This is a genomic window from Pseudomonas fitomaticsae (assembly GCF_021018765.1).
GTDB classification, from domain to species: Bacteria; Pseudomonadota; Gammaproteobacteria; order Pseudomonadales; family Pseudomonadaceae; genus Aquipseudomonas; species Aquipseudomonas fitomaticsae.
The window spans coordinates 1,050,154-1,068,161 of the sequence record NZ_CP075567.1 but is presented as its reverse complement, the minus strand read 5'-3'; the positions used below and the strand labels follow the sequence as shown (position 1 = coordinate 1,068,161).

The following is an 18,008-nucleotide window of genomic DNA, read 5'->3' as shown; positions in this document are numbered from 1 at the left end:
CACGTCCTCACAGGATGGGTTGCGGCACGCCGGCCGGCTCGGCTTCGGGTGCGTGGCTCGGTTGCTTGATCGAACTGAGCAGCGTGTACACCGACGGCAGAATGAACAGGGTGAACAAGGTGCCGATCAGCATTCCCACCACAATCACCAGGCCCAGGCCGAAGCGGCTGTTGGCGCCGGCACCGCTGGCGAACAGCAGCGGCGCGAGGCCGACCACCATCGCCGCAGTGGTCATCAGGATCGGCCGCAGACGCACCTGCGCGGCGTGCTGGATCGCTTGCACGCGGTCCATGCCTTGCTGGCGCTGCAACTCGTTGGCGAAGGCGACCATCAAAATCCCGTGCTTACTGATCAGACCGATCAGCGTGATCAGGCCGATCTGGGTGTAAATGTTCATCGACGTCATGCCCAGCGCCAGCGGCACCAGGGCCCCGCAGATCGACAGCGGCACGCTGATCAGAATGATGAACGGGTCGCGGAAGCTCTCGTACTGCACGCTCAGCACCAGGTAGATGATCACCAGGGCCAGGCCGAAGGTGAACGCCAGGCTGTTGCCTTCCTGCACGTATTGGCGGGCGTCGGACTGCCAGTCGAAACTGAAGCCGGCCGGGAAGCCTTCCGATTGTTTTTGCAGGAAGCCCACCGCATCACCCAACGTCACGCCCGGCGCCGGAATGGCCTGGAACGTGGCGGAGTTCTGCTGGTTGAACTGGGTCAGGCGATTCGGCTCGACCTTGACGCTGAGAGTGGCCAGCGTCGACAGCGGCACCGGATTGCCCTTCTGATCCTTCACGTAATACAGCTTCAGGGTTTCCGGGGTCAGGCGATCCGCCGACACCGACTGCGGAATCACGTCGTAGGAGCGGCCGTGGAACGAGAACCGGTTGACGTACTTCTCGCCGATCAGGCTGTTGAGCGTCTCACCGATGTCCTGCATGCGGATGCCCAGGGCGTTGGCCTTGGCCCGGTCAACCTGGATTTCCACCACCGGGTTGTTGAAGTCCAGATCACTGTCGACCACCGCGAACAGACCGCTGGCCTGCGCCGCCTGCTTGAGCTGATCCATCACGTTGTACAGCGCCAGGTATTCCTGATCGCTGCGGATCACCATCTGTACCGGCAAGCCACCGGTGGAGCCCGGCAACGGCGGCATCTGGAACACGAAAATGCTCGTGCCTTCGATCTGGTTCACCCGCGCCTGCAAGTCAGGCTGGATGGTGTTGGCGTCGCGGCCGCGTTTTTCCCAGTCCACCAGGTTGATCCCGCCGACGCTGTTGGACAGCCCGTCGGAACCGTTCGCCACCCAGTTGCTGTAACCCTCGGGGATTTCGTTGAAGGTCTTGTACAGCTCGTGGGCGTAGGCTTCGAGGTAGTTCAGGTTGGCGTGCTGCGGCGCCTTGATCGCGGTCAGCAGGATGTTCTGGTCTTCCAGCGGTGCCAGTTCGGTCTGCGCCGAGCGATAGAGGAACGGCAGACTGAAGAAAATCACCAGCGCCACGCTCAGGCTGATCCAGCGACGTGCCAGCGAACCGCCGAGCAGCGCGCCATAACGACGGGACAGGTACTGGAAGAAACGATCTGCCTTGACCGCCATGAAGCCTTCGCTGGTTTTCGCGTCCAGCAGGCGGGTACTCATGATCGGCGACAGGGTCAGGGCGACGATGCCGGAAATCACCACGGCGCCCGCCAGGGTCAGCGCGAACTCCTTGAACAGCGTGCCCGTGAGGCCGCCCATCAGACCGATCGGCGCATACACCGCCGCCAGAGTGAAGGTCATCGCCACCACCGGACCGGCCACTTCACGGGCGCCGATCAGTGCGGCGTCGAACGGCGTCTTGCCCTCTTCGATGTGACGGTGAACGTTCTCCACCACGACGATGGCGTCGTCCACCACCAGCCCGATGGCCAGCACCATGGCGAGCAGGGTCAGCAGGTTGAGGCTGAAGCCGAACATCTGCATCAGCATCGCCGCGCCGAGCATCGACAGCGGAATGGTCACCAGCGGAATCAGCACGGTGCGGAACGTGCCCAGGCACAGGTAAATCACCAGCACCACGATCACCAGCGCTTCGAGCAGGGTGTAGCTCACCTCGTCGATCGACGACTGAATGAAGTGCGCCACTTCGAACGGGATCTGCACGGTCACGCCCGGCGGCAGGGTTTCCTGAATCTGCGGCAGCAATTCGCGCACACGTTTGACGATGACCAGCGGGTTGCCGGTCGGCGCGGCGTCCAGGCCGAGGAACAGCGCCGGTACGTCGCTCATCGCGCCGCTGGTGTCGGTGGAGGCTGCGTTCAGTTCCACAGTGCCGACGTCACGCACACGGATGATGTGGCCGTTGTCGTTGCGCAGCACCATGTTGCGGAAGTCTTCGACGCTGTTCAGGTCAGTATTGACCCGCAGGTTGCTGACCACGTACAGGCCTTTGACCTGACCCGGAGCCGCCTGGAAGTTGTTGCCCTCGATGGCCGCCGACACGTCCTGCCCGGTCATGCCGTAACCGGCCAGACGCTGCGGATCGAGCCACAGGCGCATGGACAGTTTCTGCTCGCCCATGATGTTGATCTTGGCCACGCCTTCGATGCCGGCGAACATCGGCTCGACGACGCGGGAGATGTAATCCGACATCTCCGGAATGGTCAGGTTGGAGCTGGCGAACGCGACGTAGGCCACGCTGGTGAAGCCGCCGGAAGTGCGCTCCACCACCGGGTCGTAAGCGTCCTTCGGCAAGCGATATTTGATCTGGTTGACCTTGGCCATGACCTCGGTCAGCGCCGCGATGGAGTCACTGTTGAGCGCCATGCGGATCGTCACCTGGCTGCGGCCCTGGGTCGAGGTCGACGACAGATAGTCGATGCCTTCGACCGAGGCCACGGCCTGGCTGATCGGCTGCGTGACGAAGCCTTGCATCAGTTCCGAAGAGGCGCCGGGATACTGGGTCGTGACCGTGATGGTCGACGTTTCCAGCATCGGGTACTGGCGGATCGGCAGGTTCATCAGCGCGCGCACGCCGAACAGCAGGATCAGCGTGCTGACCACCACGGCCAGCACCGGGCGGCGAAGAAAGAGGTCGGTGAAATTCATTTTTCCAGCCCACTGAGTTTAAGAGCAATCGTGTCCGGCACGCCTTCCACCGCTACGCCGTCGTGGAGCTTGAGCTGGCCGGACGTCACCACTTGCACGCCTTCGGTCAGGCCTTTGTCGACCACCGCCCAGCCATCGCGGCGCTCGCCGACCTTGATGCTTTCACGCTTGACCTTCTGCACGCCGGTTTCGTCGGTGTAGACCGAGAACACGCTCTCGCCGTAGGCGTTGTAGGTGATCGCGGTTTCAGGGATCAGCAGCTCGGCGGTCTGCGGCAGGGTCACCGAGACCCGTGCATACATGCCGGGGCGCAGGCGTTTTTGCGTGTCGGTGATGACCGCTTGAACGTTGATGGTGTGGGACTGGTTGATCTGCGGATCGACCGCGACGATCTTGCCGGCGAAGGTCACATCACCCCAGGCATCGACCTTGGCCTGCACGGTCTGGCCCAGTTGCACTTGCGAGCCATCGCGCTCGGCGAGGGTGAAGTTGACGCGCAGCAGGCCCGGATCCGTCAGGGTCGCCACCGCGCTGCCGGCTTGCAGGTATTGGCCCAGATGCGCCTGGCGAATGCCGAGGGTGCCGGCGAACGGCGCGCGGATATGGCGTTGAGCGATCTGCGCCTGCATGCGCTCCATGTCGCCCTTGGCCGCGTCGTATTGAGCGCGTGCACTGTCGAAGGCGCGACGACTTTCGGCGCCGGTCTTGGCCAGTTCCTGGACCCGGGCGAACTGCGCCTTGGCCGATTCGTACTCGCCTTTGAGGCGCACCAGTTCGCCCTGCTCCGGCGCATCGTTGAGCTTGAGCAGCACCTGCCCCGCCTTCACTTCATCACCGGACTCGAAATCGATGTCCACCACTTTGCCGCTGACTTCAGCCGAGACCAGCACCTGACGCTGGGCTTCGAGTTTGCCGATGGCTTCGAGGTAGTAGGTGTACGGCTGCTTCTTGACCACGGCCAGACCGACCCGGGTGCTGGGAATCCGTTGCTCGGCCGCCGCCGGTGGCGGCGACCAGAAACGCCAGCCCAGTGCAGCGGACAACACCACCACAAGAATAATAAAGATCAGCGACTTGATAATGTTTCGAGCAAGCATGTGGCACTCCCTTGACTCTTTGCTGCGAGCACAAAAGTTTGAGTTTTAAGAAAATAAAGGTGCAACTTAAGGCGGGCGCGTTATCGATCCCTGTGAACTTTCACTTGTAAACGCGCCCGCTTTATTTATCCGCTGTTACGCCGCGGCCAGTACGTTGGTTTTATCCAGGTAGTACTTGCCGATACCGTGCAAGTTCAAAGGCGACAGGGTGAAGTGCTTCGAACCGGTGTGAATATCGCGGAAGCAACGCTCCAGGAAGTGCGACTTGTAGACGGCTTTGGAACCGGCCATCGAATAGATCTGGTTGACCGCATTGACCGAGTTCTCGGTCAGCACCGAGGCGGCCAGACCGACACGGGCGCTGACCGGTTCGCCGATGGTTTCACCCCGGTTGATCACCTGGTGGATCGCATCTTCCAGCAGCAGTTGTGCGGTATGTACCGAGGAGATGGCGCGACCGGTCTTCTCGAAGATCACCCCTTCCAGGCCCGGGTCGGTGTTCACGGCGCGGTCATTGCGAAAATGATCGACCGCAGCCCGGGCAACGCCCAGCACGGTGGACATCGCCGCCAAAGTGCCGAACTCGTAGTAGCCGGTGGCGTAGGCCCGGGAGCTGCGCGCTTCGGGGGATTGCTTGAGGGTTTCGACGTCCAGCGAGAAGGACTTGTGGACGATCACGCTGGAGCACTGGAAGTGATGGCTGCCGGTGCCGCGCATGCCCAGGGTGTCCCAGGTCGGCAGGATGGTGCACTGGCTGGCGGGCACAAAGAACATCCGCACTTCGGGAGTGGTGTTGTTTTCGGTGCCTTTGACGGTGGCGGTGCAGACCAGCCAGTCGGCGTGGGCCGAGCCGCTGGCGAACGCCCATTTGCCGCTGAGCAGGTACTCGTCGCCCATCGGCAGCGCTTCGCCACCGGAGTGGATGGCGCCGATCACGAAACCGTCGCAGTGGTTGTAGATCGCTTCGGAAGTGGCTTCCGGCAGGTAGTCCGACAGGCGCCCCATCGCCACTTGCACCGCCAGCTGCCAGGACAGCGAAGCATCAAACCGAGCGAATTCCAGCAGCAGGGCCGAGGTGGTCTGGATATCGACCTGGAACCCGCCGAACGCCTTGGACACCGAGGTACGACCAAAACCTTCCTTGAAGAATCGGGACATCACATCCTTGTGCGTCGCGTTGGTCTGCTCGCTGTAATCGCGGTGCTGAATAATCAGCGGATTCAGTGCACGCACCTTCTCGAGCCATTCATTGGATTCGGAGGGAAGGCTGTTCCATTGCATTAGATTTTTCATAACGGCTCCTAGCTATTATTTATTTACGATCAGCAGACGAAAAAACAGACAGAACTTTTTATTGTTGTTAAACCCCGATAAAAATGTACGTCTACAGTCGTACATTTGACAAGCACTATTATCAGACTTCTTTCATTTCCCAATAAAAGAGCAATCACTGTCCGACAATAACGCAAGGCGCAAAAGGCCAACGTAACTTGCGCACAAGTTACGTTGCTTGAAACTTTTGGATTACTTCACGCCGGCACGCCGGTCACTGACTTTCGACAGTGAGGCCCAGTCCTGATCGGCCTGACCATGGGCCATGCCGTCCAGCAGGTTGTCCTTCAACACGCTGGCAAACGGCAGCGGCACCTGCGCCGCTTCACCGGCTTCCAGCGCCAGGCGTACATCCTTGAGACCCAGCGACAACTTGAAACCGGCCGGCTCGAATTTTTCATCGACCATCAATTTGCCGTAGCCCTGATAGACCGGCACGGCGAACAGGGTCGAAGTGATCATTTCGATGAACGCCCCGCGACTGATGCCGTAACCGCCGGCCAGGGTCGAGGCTTCGGCCAAGGACTCGATTGCCGACGCGATCATCAGGTTGGCCGACAGTTTGGCGGCGCAGGCCACTTCAGCCGTGTCGCCGAACGTCCAGGTCTTGCGCCCCAGCACATCGAACAGCGGCTGAACCCGGGCCAGTGCTTCGGCAGGTCCCGAGGCGAGAATGTTCAGATTGCCGGCAGCCGCCACATCGACCCGCCCCAGCACCGGTGCCGACACGTAACCGACGCCGCGTGCCTCATGCACGGCCGCCAGCTCCTTGGCCAGCGCCACGGACACCGTGGACATGTTGACGTGAACGCTGCCGGCCCGCAGACCGTCCAGCGCCTTGGCGTCGAAGAACACCGAACGGATCGCCGTGTCATCGCCGAGCATCGAAATCAGCACCTCGGCCTGCGCCGCCAGTGCCGGTGTCTCGACAGCTTCGGCTCCGGCCTCGGCCAGTGCTTGCAGCGGCGCCGTCGAACGATTCCACACGCGGACCCGATGCCCGGCTTTCAGCAGGTTCAGCACCATCGGCGCACCCATCGTGCCCAGACCGATAAATCCCAGTTCCATGTCGCGCTCCTCTCTCGATGAGGTGTTCAAAGCCGTTCAGACGATGATGCAGAATTGCGATTGTACGTGTACAGGCGTACATTTCAAGTGCCGCGATGATTCATTCTTCGTGGCAAGGGTTTCAAACACACCTTTACCCAAGGCAAGGAGGCTTTATGCAATTCGGGATCTACACCGTTGGCGACGTCACACAAGACCCTACCAACGCCCGTACCCCCAGCGAATCCGAGCGCATCCAGGCCACCCTGCAAATTGCGCAGAAGGCCGAAGACATCGGACTGGACGTGTTCGCCACCGGCGAGCACCACAATCCCCCGTTCATCACCTCCTCTCCCACCACGCTGCTGGCCTACATCGCAGCCAAGACCCAACGCATCATTCTCTCGACGTCCACCACCCTGATCAGCACCAACGATCCGGTGCGTCTGGCCGAAGAATATTCGCTGCTGCAGAACCTCTGCGGCGGCCGCATGGACCTGATGCTCGGCCGGGGCAACACCGCGCCGGTCTATCCCTGGTTCGGCAAGAGCATCGCCGACGGTCTGCCACTGGCGATGGAAAACTATCGCCTGCTGCACCGGCTCTGGCGCGAAGAAGACCTCAACTGGAGCGGACGCTTTCGCACCCCGCTGAAAAACTTCACCTCGATCCCGAGGCCCCTCGATGACCTGCCGCCCTTCGTCTGGCACGGCTCGATCCGCACCCCGGAAATCGCCGAACAGGCCGCGTATTACGGCGACGGTTTTTTTGCCAGCCACATCCTCTGGCCCCGTGAGCATTTCATGGCGCTGGTCGAGTTCTACCGCGCACGGTTTGCCCATTACGGTCACGGCACGCCGGAGCAGGCGATCGTCGGTCTCGGCGGGCATATTTTCATGCGTCGCAACTCGCAGGATGCGCGCCGTGAATTCCGTCCCTACTTCGACAACGCCCCGGTGTATGGCCATGGTCCGTCCCTGGAAGAGTTCATGGAGATGACCCCGCTGGCCGTCGGCAGCCCACAGGAAATCATCGACAAGACCCTGACCTTCCGCGAGTACTTCGGCGACTATCAGCGCCAGCTGTTCCTGTTCGACCATGGCGGCATTCCGCTGAAGACCGTGCTGGAACAACTCGACATGTTCGGCAAGGAAGTCTTGCCGGTACTGCGTGAAGAAACCCGCAAACGCCGCTCGCCGCTGGCGGCCGAAGCGCCGACTCACGCTAACCGCCTGGCCCGTTTGCAAACCCCGCCGGCCGATCAACGCCCCACGGTCAAAGCGACACAACTCGACAGCGTGACCGGCCACTGACCCTGTGGGAGCGGGCTTGCCCGCGAAGAGGACGGCACATTCAACAATATCGATGACTGGAAGTCCGCTTTCGCGAGCAAGCCCGCTCCCACACTGGATCAGGCAGCGCCTTTCAACGGGCGCTGCGCATCCATCGCCACCGCCACGTCATCGTGGATCAAACGGGCCAGATACTGACCGTAACCGGTCTTGCTCATGCTGCCCGCGTGCACCAGCAATTGCGCGTCGTCGATCCAGCCCTTGTTGTAGGCGATCTCTTCGAGGCAGGCGATTTTCAGGCCCTGGCGTTTCTCGATGGCCTGCACGAAGTTGCCCGCCTCCATCAACGCATCGTGGGTGCCGGTGTCCAGCCACGCCATGCCACGGCCCATCACCGACACGTTCAGTTTTCCGCGTTGCAGGTAGACGTTGTTGACGTCGGTGATCTCCAGCTCGCCGCGCGGCGACGGCTTGATGTCGGCGGCGATCTGCAGCACTTCGTTGTCGTAGAAATACAGGCCGGTGACGGCGTAGTTCGACTTCGGCTCGCTTGGCTTTTCGCAGATGCTCAGGGCCTTGCCGGCAGCATCGAATTCCACCACGCCAAAGCGCTCGGGGTCGGCCACGTAGTAACCGAACACCGTCGCGCCTTCATCACGCGCCGCCGCTTGCAGCAGGGTTTCACCGAAGCCCGCGCCGTAGAAAATGTTGTCGCCGAGCACCAGGCAGACGTTGTCTTCACCGACGAATTCGCGACCGATGATGAACGCCTGGGCAAGGCCGTCCGGACTCGGCTGCACCGCGTAGCTCAGGCTCAGGCCCAACTGACTGCCGTCGCCGAGCATGCGCTGAAAGCCCGGCAGATCTTCCGGGGTAGAGATGATCAGGATCTCGCGGATTTCCGCCAGCATCAGCACCGACAGCGGGTAGTAGATCATCGGTTTGTCATACACCGGCAGCGACTGTTTGGAGACGCCCAGGGTGATCGGGTGCAGACGCGAACCGGCGCCGCCCGCCAGCAGAATTCCTTTGTACTTGGCCATGCTTTTTTCCTTTCAAGCAGTGTGATTTGAATGACTGAGTGTTCAGGCCACGAGGGCTTCGTCGCGTTGCTCGCCGAGGCGCTCCAGCGCGTAGGCACCGGACATCACCCGCACCCACCAGGCGCGGTTGTCCAGATACCAGTCGACGGTTTTCTTCATGCCGCTTTCGAAGGTTTCCTGCGGCGTCCAGCCCAGCGTCGCGTGGATTTTCCCGGCATCGACCGCGTAGCGTTTGTCGTGGCCCGGACGATCCTTGACGAAGGTGATCAGGTCGCGGAAGTGCGCAACGCCCGCCGGTTTTTCCGCACCACGCGCTTCAAGCAGATCGCACAGGGTGTGCACCACTTCCAGGTTGGTTTTCTCGTTGTGGCCGCCGATGTTGTAGGTCTGCCCGACCTCACCGCGCGTGACCACCGCATACAGGGCGCGGGCGTGATCCTCGACGAACAGCCAGTCGCGAATCTGCGCGCCATCGCCGTACACCGGCAACGGCTTGCCTTGCAGCGCATTGAGAATGACGTGAGGAATCAGTTTTTCCGGGAAGTGAAACGGACCGTAATTGTTCGAGCAATTGCTCATCACCACCGGCAGGCCGAAGGTGCGATGCCAAGCGCGGACCAGATGATCGGAGCCGGCCTTGGTCGCCGAATACGGCGAGCTTGGCGCATACGGCGTGCGCTCGGTGAACGCCGGATCTTCGGGCTCCAGGTCGCCGTACACTTCGTCGGTGGAAATGTGATGGAAACGGAACGCCGCCTGACGCGCCGCGTCCAGTCGGTTCCAGTAACCACGCGCTGCTTCGAGCATCGTGTAGGTGCCGACGATGTTGGTTTCGATGAAGGCTTGCGGGCCATCGATCGAGCGGTCCACGTGGGACTCGGCGGCCAGATGCATCACCGCATCCGGTTGCAGCCGTGCGAACAGTTCGTCCAGCGCAGGCTTGTCGCAGATGTCGACCTGGCAGAAACGGTAACGCGGCGAATCGGACACATCGGCCAGCGATTCAAGGTTGCCGGCGTAGGTCAGTTTGTCGACGTTGATCACTTCACATTCGGTCTCTTCAATCAGAAACCGCACCACGGCCGAGCCAATGAAGCCCGCGCCCCCTGTCACTAAAATTTTCATCAGCGCCTCCCCTGGCAAAATGATGATTGAACGTCCTTCGATGCTGTGTGCGGGTCAGTTCAACAACGCCACCCAGTATGGCGACAGCCCTTGTTCGAGAATCAGCAGCGTCTGGATGCAGACGAAGCTTTCGTCGGTGGTCGCCGAGGTCGCATTGAGCGGGCCGAATCCACCGTCCTGCTTCTGATGGGAAGCGATCCAGTCTTTCGATTCCTGCAAATACGTCGGCTGCGCGTCGAGCAGGTACATCGCCGCGATGGCCATGTAAGTACCCACCAGGCTGACCGCTTTGCCCGGCCGGTAATGGAACGAGCCGTTGGCCAGTTGCAGCTTTTGCAGCCAGGCGACGGTCTGTTCGGCATCGACGATGCGTCGGTTGAGAATGAACAGCGTCGACACCACGCGGTACACCGAAAACGCGTCCGGCGGATACCCGGGCTTGTTGGCGAAACCGCCGTCAGCCGAGCGGCAGCGCAAGGCAAACGCCATCACGCCCTGCACGTCCGGTGCCTTCGCTTCAAGCGCATGCAGCGACAGCACCGCCAGGTTGGTGTGCCAGATGTCCGAGCCGAAACCCGGCACATCGCCGAACCCGCCATCGGCGTTCTGACACGCTTGCAGGTAACGCACGCAACCGCCGATATCGTTCGGCAACGCGCCCAGCACTCGCAGCGACAACACCGCGCAGTAGGTGGCGAACACATCGCTCAGATGCCCCGGCTGCTCGGCGAATCCGCCGTCGGTGTTTTGCGAGGCCCGGATGCAATCGATCAGGCTGGCCTTGTTTTCGATTTGCAGACCCAGCGCGTGCAAGTCCGAAATCACATGCAGCCCGGAAAACACCTGCCAGGTCTTGTCGGCACGGAACCCCAGCGGCGCGGTTTCGGCAGTCAGCCCGTAAGGGGTTTCATTCGAAGCCCGGGCCTTGGCCAGCCACGCCAGATAGCGCTGCAGATCGACATTGATGGTCGGCACGCCATTCGGGTGAATGCGCTGCACATCGCCACCGCCATCGATCACTTGCAGCTCACGGTTCACCAGCGCCGCATCGTCATGATGAGTGGCGGCAGCGACCGGTTCGATGGACTGCAAGGCGTGGGCAGCGGCGAGCTGGGTTCTCAGGCTTTTCAGGTGCAACGGCAGGTACGTCAGGTTGCCGATGCTGAAGATCCCCGGCTGACGCGGCGGTGCCCAGAATTGCCGAATGAACGGCACGGTCGGGTCATCAGGCGTCGACCAGAAATAGCCCTTGCCCATGAACAGCCCGCCATTGCGGGCGTCATGAAACTCCAGCAACGCTGCCGTCACCGAAGCCCGGTCGGCTTCGCTCGCGCCGGACGGCAAGGCCTGAATCGCCTGCAACAGCAACGCCACGTCGTAGGCGGTCTTGATCGGAAATGGCGACTCGTGATTTTTGTACGAGGTGTGCCAGTCGCAACGCACTTTGCCGTTGATCCCGACCCGATCCCAATACCCGCCGTACGCCGGATCGCGGAACAGCGCCAGGGTTTGCAGCAGGAACGAGCGGGCCAGATTCGACAGCGCATTGTCGTCGCGCGCATCAGCCAGTTGCGCCAGCACCAGACTGACCTGAGCCCGCACGCCGCAACGGGTCAGCGCCACATCGACACAGGATTGGCTGTCGCTGCCGGCCACCCGGCCGATCAGGTTTTCTGCATGAATCTGCAAGTGCCCGACCAGGCCGAGACCCAACGGCTGATTGTCGATACGCGCCAGCAAGCCCGTGGCGCTGATGTCGAGATCGATCGAGGTCGCGAGCTCCAGCGGCGTCGACCAGTCGCTGCTGTACAGACCGGCGACCGTGGAGCGGGCATAGAGTGCTTCAACCTTTTCCAGCAGGCCGTGAATCGCGGCATTGTTCGCCGCGTCCTGCGGCACCCGGCGCTGATAGGCAATCAATGCCGCCAGCGCGTCCAGTTGCAGCGCTAGCGTGCGGCAGCGCCCGGAGCCGTGCGGCGTCCAGTAGCGGTCGGCCAGTTCGTGGAAACCGCCATTCGACGCATCATGCAACTGCATCAGCCCGTCATGGGCAAAACGCAGTTCGACATCGTCGCCGTGCTCGGCCTGGTAGAGCGTCGCCGCGACCTGATCCTGCAACTGCTTGTCGCTGGAAATCGCAACCTCGCCACTGGCATCGGTCACGGCGAAAAAACCGCCGTGGTCGATGTCCTTGAGGCCTTGATCAAATAGAAACTGCGGATGCAGTGACATGGTGAATCCCTCTTCCTTGAGGTTAAGCGGCTTTGCTTTCGGTCAGCGACACAACGCTGCCCTGGCACAAATCGATGATGCGCGTCGCGGCGCGGGCGGCACCTTCGCCATTCGGCGCGGCCACTTGCTGATGCGGTGCGTAGTAGGCCGAGGCATCGGTGTCTTTTTCCAGTTCGCCCTGGATCAGCTCGACGATCGCATCGCGGTCGTGGCCCAGATGCGTCGGGAAACCCAGCAGCTCCAGACGGCGCAGCGCCTCGAGTTCGTGGTACTCGGATTTGGACGGCAGCACGAACAGCGTTGGAATCTGCAGTGCAGCGATTTCCGTCACGGTGATCCAGCCCGGCGCCGAAATCAGCAGGCTGGCTTCGCGCAGCAGGCCCATCCAGTCCGGGTAGTACGGCACGCAGACGACGCCGTCCTGAGCCTGGATATCCTGACGGCCCAGTAACACCAGTTTCAGTTCCGGATTGCGCTCGCGCAGGATCTTGAAGCTGTCAAGATAGGCGGCGAGCAGCGCGTCCTTGTTCTGGGCAAACATCGTGGTGCCGCTGATCGAGGCGACAATGAACGGCGAGTCGCCGAGGTTCAGTTGCTCGCGCACATTCAAGCCGGTCTGTACATTGATGTCGCGGATCATCGGGCCGACAAAATGCGCCTTGCCGCTGACCAGCGCTTCGGCCACCGGTGTGCCCTGATCGAGAGAGGCCACATACGGTTTGTCGGTCAGTACCAGTTGGCTCTGATTGATCATCCAGTTGAACTGACTGTGCAGCGCGGTGCGGGCCCGGGCCATTTCCAGCGCGTTGACCTCAAAACCGCCGTCGGCCAGATCATGGTCTTCGAGCTGGCACAAGGTGAAGTCGTAGCGCTCGGTGACGAACACCAGCGGCGTACCGCTGAAAATCGCGGCCAGGCAGGCGGCCATGTTGTAGTCCGACACCAGAGCGGTGGGCTTGTATTCGGCGATCAGGGCCAGGTAAGACAGAATCCGCTCGCCGGACAAGAAGGTATTGGCGATATATCCGCCAATGTAATTATTCCAGTCGAGTTCTTTCGACAAGTTGCTCTTTTTCGAGTAATCGACCAAACGACCGGCAATATCCACTACTTCAACACCAGACTTTTCGAACATCGGCGTGAAAGTCGGCTGCAAGGAAGCCAGTGCCACGGTCAATGGCATGTCCGGACGCTGTTTCTTGATCGCCTGAGCGATGGACAGCGCGCGCATGTTGTGACCGGAACCGGTTGGATTGGGGGCAAATAAAATCATTCTTGAATCTCCATTAGTTGAACAACGCCATGAACCACAGTGTTTTCCAATACATCCCTTATAACCACCGAGTACGGTTTGATAACGGCACCGTCACCAATATTCAGTGGACCTACCAAGATGGCGCCCTCGCCAATAACGCAACGACTTCCAATGCGCACCGGTGCCTCCTCCCAAGGCAGTGAGCGAAAAGAATGATCATGAGTGGAGGCAACGATCGTGACCCCCTCGGACAACTCGCTGAAAGCACCGACGGATACGCCGCCGGCCGCCTCGATAACCACACCGGCCGCCAGTCGCACGCCGGTGCCCAGTTCGATGCCGCCCAGTTGCGACATGCCGCCCTGACGGTTGCTGCGCCCGATCAGAATGCAATCCCGGGCAATTTCCACCGACGCTCCGCCGCGCAATTCGGCATCAATCAAGGCGTCGTCGCTGATGTCCCAGGTCAGGGTGTCGGGGTTCAACGCCTTGAGCCGCGGAACCGACTGCGTGGACCGATCGAGCATCGACGGCAAGCCCTGGCGCGCCCGCTCCCGGACTTTGGCCAGCACCGGTTCCGGGCTCGGCCGGCCGTCCTCGACCACGGTGCGCCGGGCAATGACCCGCGCCGGACGACCGACGACGATTGCGTCCGGCGGCACATCCGCTGTCACCAACGCGCCAGCCGCCACCACGGCCCCGGCACCGATGGAAACACCGGCAGCCACAGTGGCCTTGGCGCCCAGCCAGACGTTTTCGGCAATCCGAACCGGCGACTGCGCCGTCCCCAGGCACTGGGCGCCGGTGGCGAACATGCTGGATTTGCCGATGGACGCATACTGCAAATCGCACCTGAAGCCGATGAAGCAGTCATCGCTGATCTGCACATGTGTCAGGCGGCTGCCGGCACGCACCCAGACGTGCCGGCCAAGCTCACTCGCGCTATCAACAATCGTCGAAACTTCAATTACGTTTATGTCGTCCACAATAAAGCCTCATTCCATTGATGCCGGGCACATAAAAATTCGATAGGCGTGCGTATCCCGCAGATATAAATCCGCCAGTGCACAAATAATAATTAACTGTTTATTTAAGACTTCTACTCAAAGCACGCGAGACATTGCGTCCGCGCCACTTATTAACTGACCGGTTCATTCAACTGTCATTATTCATTAACAACAGATAGAAGTTCACACTTGAGCCGAAGGCCAAGTCAGTTATCGAGATGAGAAAAAGCCGATTCAAGTCTGTCCGTGACTCAGGTGTAGCTCCCTTTTGAGGAATAGTCCTTTAGTACGAATGTTATAGTACAGACGATTTTGTTTTGCAATAGGTGTCAGAATGGTTATCTCGTTTTAGTCTAAAAATTGATTGAACTTTTATGGTGCACGCTTGTACCAAAACCTTCTTATATGCACAGTGCTGGTGCAAATCAGGGAGGAGTGCAGATTTGCTCCAGCGCTTACAGACATCTGGAGGTCGACCCCAGACATTCCGACAGTACCCGCGAAAGCTACGGTGACGGCTCTAACTCCCTTTGGCCTGGAGCCGTCATGCCCGCACCTATCACCGTTTTGCGCGACACCCATCCCCTGCCCGTACTCGACGCCTGCAAATGGGAAAAACTCGAGGGCGACCCGCACACCGTCAACCTCAATGCCTACACCAGCGAAGACGGCAGCAAGATCATGGGCACCTGGATCTGCACGCCAGGCAAGTGGCGGGTGGACTACGTGAAGTGGGAGTACTGCCATTTCCAGGAAGGCTACTGCGTGATAACTCCGGACGGCATGGAGCCGATCCACCTGCGCGCCGGCGACATCTTCGTGGTCGAGCCAGGCATGAAAGGCACTTGGGAAGTGGTCGAGACCGTGCGCAAATATTTCGTGTTCGCCTGATACAAAAAAGCCGGGAAACCACCCGACGTGGTTTCCCGGCAATACAGACCTGTGGCGAGCACAGGCCTGACGACGGTTACTGCGGCTTGCGATAGCTGTTGATGATCGCCGAGAAGTCCTTGCCACCTTCCCCGCGCTGACTCATCGCCTGATACAACTGCTGCGCCACCGCGCCCAGCACCACTGGCTGATGGGCCTGACGCGCCGCTTCGGTGGCCAGCCCCAGATCCTTGAGCATCAGCTCGGCGCCGAAGCCGCCGGTGTAACCACGCGAGGCCGGCGCCGTTTCGACGATGCCCGGCCACGGGTTGTACATTTCCGAACTCCAGCAACGACCGGTCGAGCTGTTGATGATCCCGGCGAGCACCGTGGTGTCGATGCCCAGCGCATCGCCCAGCGCCATCGCCTCGCTGACGCCGACCATCGAAATGGCGAGCAACAGGTTGTTGCAGATCTTGGCGATCTGCCCGGTGCCGACTTCACCGCAATGCACGATGTTGCGGCCCATTTGCGCCAGCACTGGTTGCAGGGTGGCGAACAGCTCCGGGGTGGCGCCGACCATGAAGGTCAGCGTCCCGGCCGTTGCGCCCCCGGTGCCGCCGGACACCGGTGCATCGGCCATGGCCACGCCTTGTTTGGCAGCCGCCGCCGCCACATCGCGAGCAGTCTGCGGATCGATGGTGCTGCAATCCACCGCCGGCACGCCTTTGCCGATCCCGGCCAGCACGCCATCTTCACCGAGCCAGACGCTGCGTACATGCACCGCCGCCGGCAGCATGGTGATCACCAGTTCTGCATCTTCAGCGGCTTCGCGAGCCGAAGCGCGAATGGTGCCGCCCAGTTGCTCGAGTTCCGCCAGCACGGTTTTGTTCAGGTCCACCAGATTCAGCGAATGCCCGGCCTTGATCAGGTTGCGCGCCATCGGCGCGCCCATGTTGCCCAGACCGATAAATGCGATTTTCATGGCCATTCCTCAACGCAGGTTGATGGTGGTGTTCACGCCGTCGTTGACGCTGTCGTCATCGAACCAGCGCGCCGTGACCGTTTTGGTCTGGGTGTAGAACTGCACCACTTGCTTGCCGTACGGGCCGAGGTCGCCAAGTTTCGAACCGCGCGAACCGGTGAAGCTGAAGAACGGTACCGGCACCGGAATCGGGATGTTGATGCCGACCTGGCCGACGTCGATTTCAGTCTGGAACTTACGCGCTGCCGCGCCGCTCTGGGTGAACAGGCCAGTGCCATTGCCGAACGGGTTGGCGTTGACCAGCGCAATGGCCTGATCGAGGGTGTCGACTTCCAGCACCACCAGCACCGGGCCGAAGATTTCCTGGGTGTAGATCTGCATGTCGGTAGTCACCCCGGAGAACAGGGTCGGCCCGACGAAGTTGCCGTTCTCGTAGCCCGGCACGCTGATGTCGCGACCGTCCAGCTCGAGTTTGGCACCTTCCTTGATGCCGCTTTCGATCAGATCGAGAATCCGCGCCTTGGCCTTTTTCGAAATGACCGGGCCGACATCGGTGCCCGGCTCGTTGCCGGCGTTGACCTTGAGTTTCTGCGCCAGCGCTTTCAGATCCGGCAGCCACTGCTTGGCCGCACCCACCAGCACCACCACCGAGGTGGCCATGCAACGTTGACCGGCTGCACCGAAACCGGCGCCGACCAGCGCATTGAGCGCTTGCTCGCGATTGGCGTCCGGCAGCACCACCGCGTGGTTCTTCGCGCCCATCATCGATTGCACGCGCTTACCGTGCTTGCCGGCCAAGTCATACACGTGAGTGCCGACGGCGGTCGAACCGACAAACGAAACGGCCTTGATGTCCTTGTGGGTGCACAGGCCATCGACCACGTCTTTGCCACCGTGGACGACGTTGAGCACACCGGCCGGAATGCCGGCTTCGATCGCCAGTTCCACCAGCAACATGGTCGACAGCGGATCCTGTTCGGATGGTTTGAGCACGAAGGTGTTGCCGCAGGCGATGGCCATCGGGAACATCCACAGCGGAATCATTGCCGGGAAGTTGAACGGCGTGATGCCGGCGCAGACGCCGATCGGCTGACGCAGGGTGTAGGTGTCGACGCCGCCGGCGACGTTCTCGGCGAACTCGCCCATTTGCAGGCTGCCGATGGAGCAGGCGTGTTCGACCACTTCCAGGCCACGGAAAATGTCGCCCTCGGCGTCGGCAATGGTCTTGCCCTGCTCGGCGCTCAGCACCACGGCGATGCGTTTGGAATGCTCGCGGATCAACGCTTGCAGCTTGAGCATGATGCGCATGCGTGCGCCGATAGGGGTCAGCTTCCAGGTCTGGAAGGCGCGCTGGGCGGCGCTGACGGCGGCGTCGACTTCAGCGGCGGTGGCGAACGGAACCTTGGCCAGCACTTGCTGGGTCGCCGGGTTGACGATGTCGTGCCACTCGGTGGTCTGCGACTCGACCCACTCGCCGTCGATCAGCAGCTTGACCTTCTGGATCGTGGTTTCGTTGGGCGTAAGCGATGCGTTCATGCTGGTCTCCAGAAATTGTTTTTATCTTGGGAGCCAAGGCGAAAGGTTCGCCTTGAGATGAGGCGTGTGTCGCGAATTGGTTGTCGGACTGTTTTTGGAGTA

General features: G+C 61.1%; 13 protein-coding genes. 2 read left to right on the top strand and 11 right to left on the bottom strand.

All coding sequences use genetic code 11. From position 1 onward, the window contains the following. Nucleotides 1–7 precede the first annotated feature (7 nt). From KJY40_RS04650 to KJY40_RS04635, 4 genes are all read right to left on the bottom strand, one after another. Nucleotides 8–3,085, bottom strand: a complete 3,078-nt coding sequence (locus KJY40_RS04650) for a MexW/MexI family multidrug efflux RND transporter permease subunit (RefSeq protein ID WP_230735281.1) — start codon at nucleotides 3,083–3,085, stop codon at nucleotides 8–10. Continuing rightward, a complete protein-coding gene (locus KJY40_RS04645; protein ID WP_230735280.1) occupies nucleotides 3,082–4,182 on the bottom strand; it encodes an efflux RND transporter periplasmic adaptor subunit in 1,101 nt (366 codons plus the stop codon). The genes KJY40_RS04650 and KJY40_RS04645 overlap by 4 nt, the downstream gene beginning before the upstream one ends. A 135-nt stretch (nucleotides 4,183–4,317) precedes the next feature. Further along, nucleotides 4,318–5,475, bottom strand: coding sequence for an acyl-CoA dehydrogenase family protein (locus KJY40_RS04640; protein WP_230735278.1), 1,158 nt, complete (start codon nucleotides 5,473–5,475; stop codon nucleotides 4,318–4,320). A gap of 231 nt (nucleotides 5,476–5,706) precedes the next feature. Beyond that, the gene (locus KJY40_RS04635) at nucleotides 5,707–6,612 is read right to left on the bottom strand and encodes an NAD(P)-dependent oxidoreductase (RefSeq protein ID WP_264302535.1); all 906 of its coding nucleotides are present in this window, start codon (nucleotides 6,610–6,612) and stop codon (nucleotides 5,707–5,709) included. Between the two features lie 125 nt (nucleotides 6,613–6,737). Here KJY40_RS04635 and KJY40_RS04630 point away from each other — a divergent pair, with 125 nt between their 5' ends. Continuing rightward, nucleotides 6,738–7,874 (top strand): LLM class flavin-dependent oxidoreductase, encoded by a 1,137-nt coding sequence (locus tag KJY40_RS04630; RefSeq protein ID WP_230735274.1) that lies wholly within the window; start codon nucleotides 6,738–6,740, stop codon nucleotides 7,872–7,874. A 98-nt stretch (nucleotides 7,875–7,972) separates the two neighbouring features. Here the strand turns inward: KJY40_RS04630 and rfbA are convergent, their stop codons facing one another. Genes rfbA through KJY40_RS04605 form a run of 5 tightly spaced genes read right to left on the bottom strand, consistent with a single transcriptional unit; the run spans nucleotide 7,973 to nucleotide 14,494 of the window. After that, nucleotides 7,973–8,896, bottom strand: a complete 924-nt coding sequence (gene rfbA, locus KJY40_RS04625) for a glucose-1-phosphate thymidylyltransferase RfbA (RefSeq protein ID WP_230735273.1) — start codon at nucleotides 8,894–8,896, stop codon at nucleotides 7,973–7,975. A gap of 42 nt (nucleotides 8,897–8,938) precedes the next feature. Further along, nucleotides 8,939–10,021, bottom strand: a complete 1,083-nt coding sequence (gene rfbB, locus KJY40_RS04620) for a dTDP-glucose 4,6-dehydratase (RefSeq protein ID WP_230735272.1) — start codon at nucleotides 10,019–10,021, stop codon at nucleotides 8,939–8,941. 54 nt (nucleotides 10,022–10,075) lie between these two features. Further along, a complete protein-coding gene (locus KJY40_RS04615) occupies nucleotides 10,076–12,253 on the bottom strand; it encodes a prenyltransferase/squalene oxidase repeat-containing protein (protein ID WP_230735271.1) in 2,178 nt (725 codons plus the stop codon). 22 nt (nucleotides 12,254–12,275) lie between these two features. Continuing rightward, nucleotides 12,276–13,526, bottom strand: coding sequence for a glycosyltransferase family 28 protein (locus KJY40_RS04610; RefSeq protein WP_230735268.1), 1,251 nt, complete (start codon nucleotides 13,524–13,526; stop codon nucleotides 12,276–12,278). Beyond that, nucleotides 13,523–14,494, bottom strand: a complete 972-nt coding sequence (locus KJY40_RS04605; protein WP_230735265.1) for an acyltransferase — start codon at nucleotides 14,492–14,494, stop codon at nucleotides 13,523–13,525. The genes KJY40_RS04610 and KJY40_RS04605 overlap by 4 nt, the downstream gene beginning before the upstream one ends. Before the next feature lie 567 nt (nucleotides 14,495–15,061). Here KJY40_RS04605 and KJY40_RS04600 point away from each other — a divergent pair. Further along, a complete protein-coding gene (locus KJY40_RS04600) occupies nucleotides 15,062–15,406 on the top strand; it encodes a cupin domain-containing protein (protein ID WP_007953863.1) in 345 nt (114 codons plus the stop codon). Between the two features lie 76 nt (nucleotides 15,407–15,482). On the opposite strand, the gene mmsB is transcribed toward KJY40_RS04600, so the two are convergent. Then, complete coding sequence (gene mmsB, locus KJY40_RS04595; RefSeq protein WP_039772935.1) at nucleotides 15,483–16,370, bottom strand: 3-hydroxyisobutyrate dehydrogenase; 888 nt, start codon at nucleotides 16,368–16,370, stop codon at nucleotides 15,483–15,485. 9 nt (nucleotides 16,371–16,379) lie between these two features. After that, entirely contained in the window at nucleotides 16,380–17,906 is a 1,527-nt protein-coding gene (locus KJY40_RS04590) for a CoA-acylating methylmalonate-semialdehyde dehydrogenase (protein WP_230735262.1), read from the bottom strand. Nucleotides 17,907–18,008 lie beyond the last annotated feature (102 nt).

Excerpts from the sequence above, each read along its gene's own strand:
- KJY40_RS04650 (WP_230735281.1), bottom strand. The coding sequence starts at position 3,085 with ATGAATTTCACCGACCTCTTTCTTCGCCGCCCGGTGCTGGCCGTGGTG.
- KJY40_RS04645 (WP_230735280.1), bottom strand. The coding sequence starts at position 4,182 with ATGCTTGCTCGAAACATTATCAAGTCGCTGATCTTTATTATTCTTGTG.
- KJY40_RS04640 (WP_230735278.1), bottom strand. The coding sequence starts at position 5,475 with ATGAAAAATCTAATGCAATGGAACAGCCTTCCCTCCGAATCCAATGAA.
- KJY40_RS04630 (WP_230735274.1), top strand. The coding sequence starts at position 6,738 with ATGCAATTCGGGATCTACACCGTTGGCGACGTCACACAAGACCCTACC.
- rfbA (WP_230735273.1), bottom strand. The coding sequence starts at position 8,896 with ATGGCCAAGTACAAAGGAATTCTGCTGGCGGGCGGCGCCGGTTCGCGT.
- rfbB (WP_230735272.1), bottom strand. The coding sequence starts at position 10,021 with ATGAAAATTTTAGTGACAGGGGGCGCGGGCTTCATTGGCTCGGCCGTG.
- KJY40_RS04615 (WP_230735271.1), bottom strand. The coding sequence starts at position 12,253 with ATGTCACTGCATCCGCAGTTTCTATTTGATCAAGGCCTCAAGGACATC.
- KJY40_RS04610 (WP_230735268.1), bottom strand. The coding sequence starts at position 13,526 with ATGATTTTATTTGCCCCCAATCCAACCGGTTCCGGTCACAACATGCGC.
- KJY40_RS04600 (WP_007953863.1), top strand. The coding sequence starts at position 15,062 with ATGCCCGCACCTATCACCGTTTTGCGCGACACCCATCCCCTGCCCGTA.
- mmsB (WP_039772935.1), bottom strand. The coding sequence starts at position 16,370 with ATGAAAATCGCATTTATCGGTCTGGGCAACATGGGCGCGCCGATGGCG.
- KJY40_RS04590 (WP_230735262.1), bottom strand. The coding sequence starts at position 17,906 with ATGAACGCATCGCTTACGCCCAACGAAACCACGATCCAGAAGGTCAAG.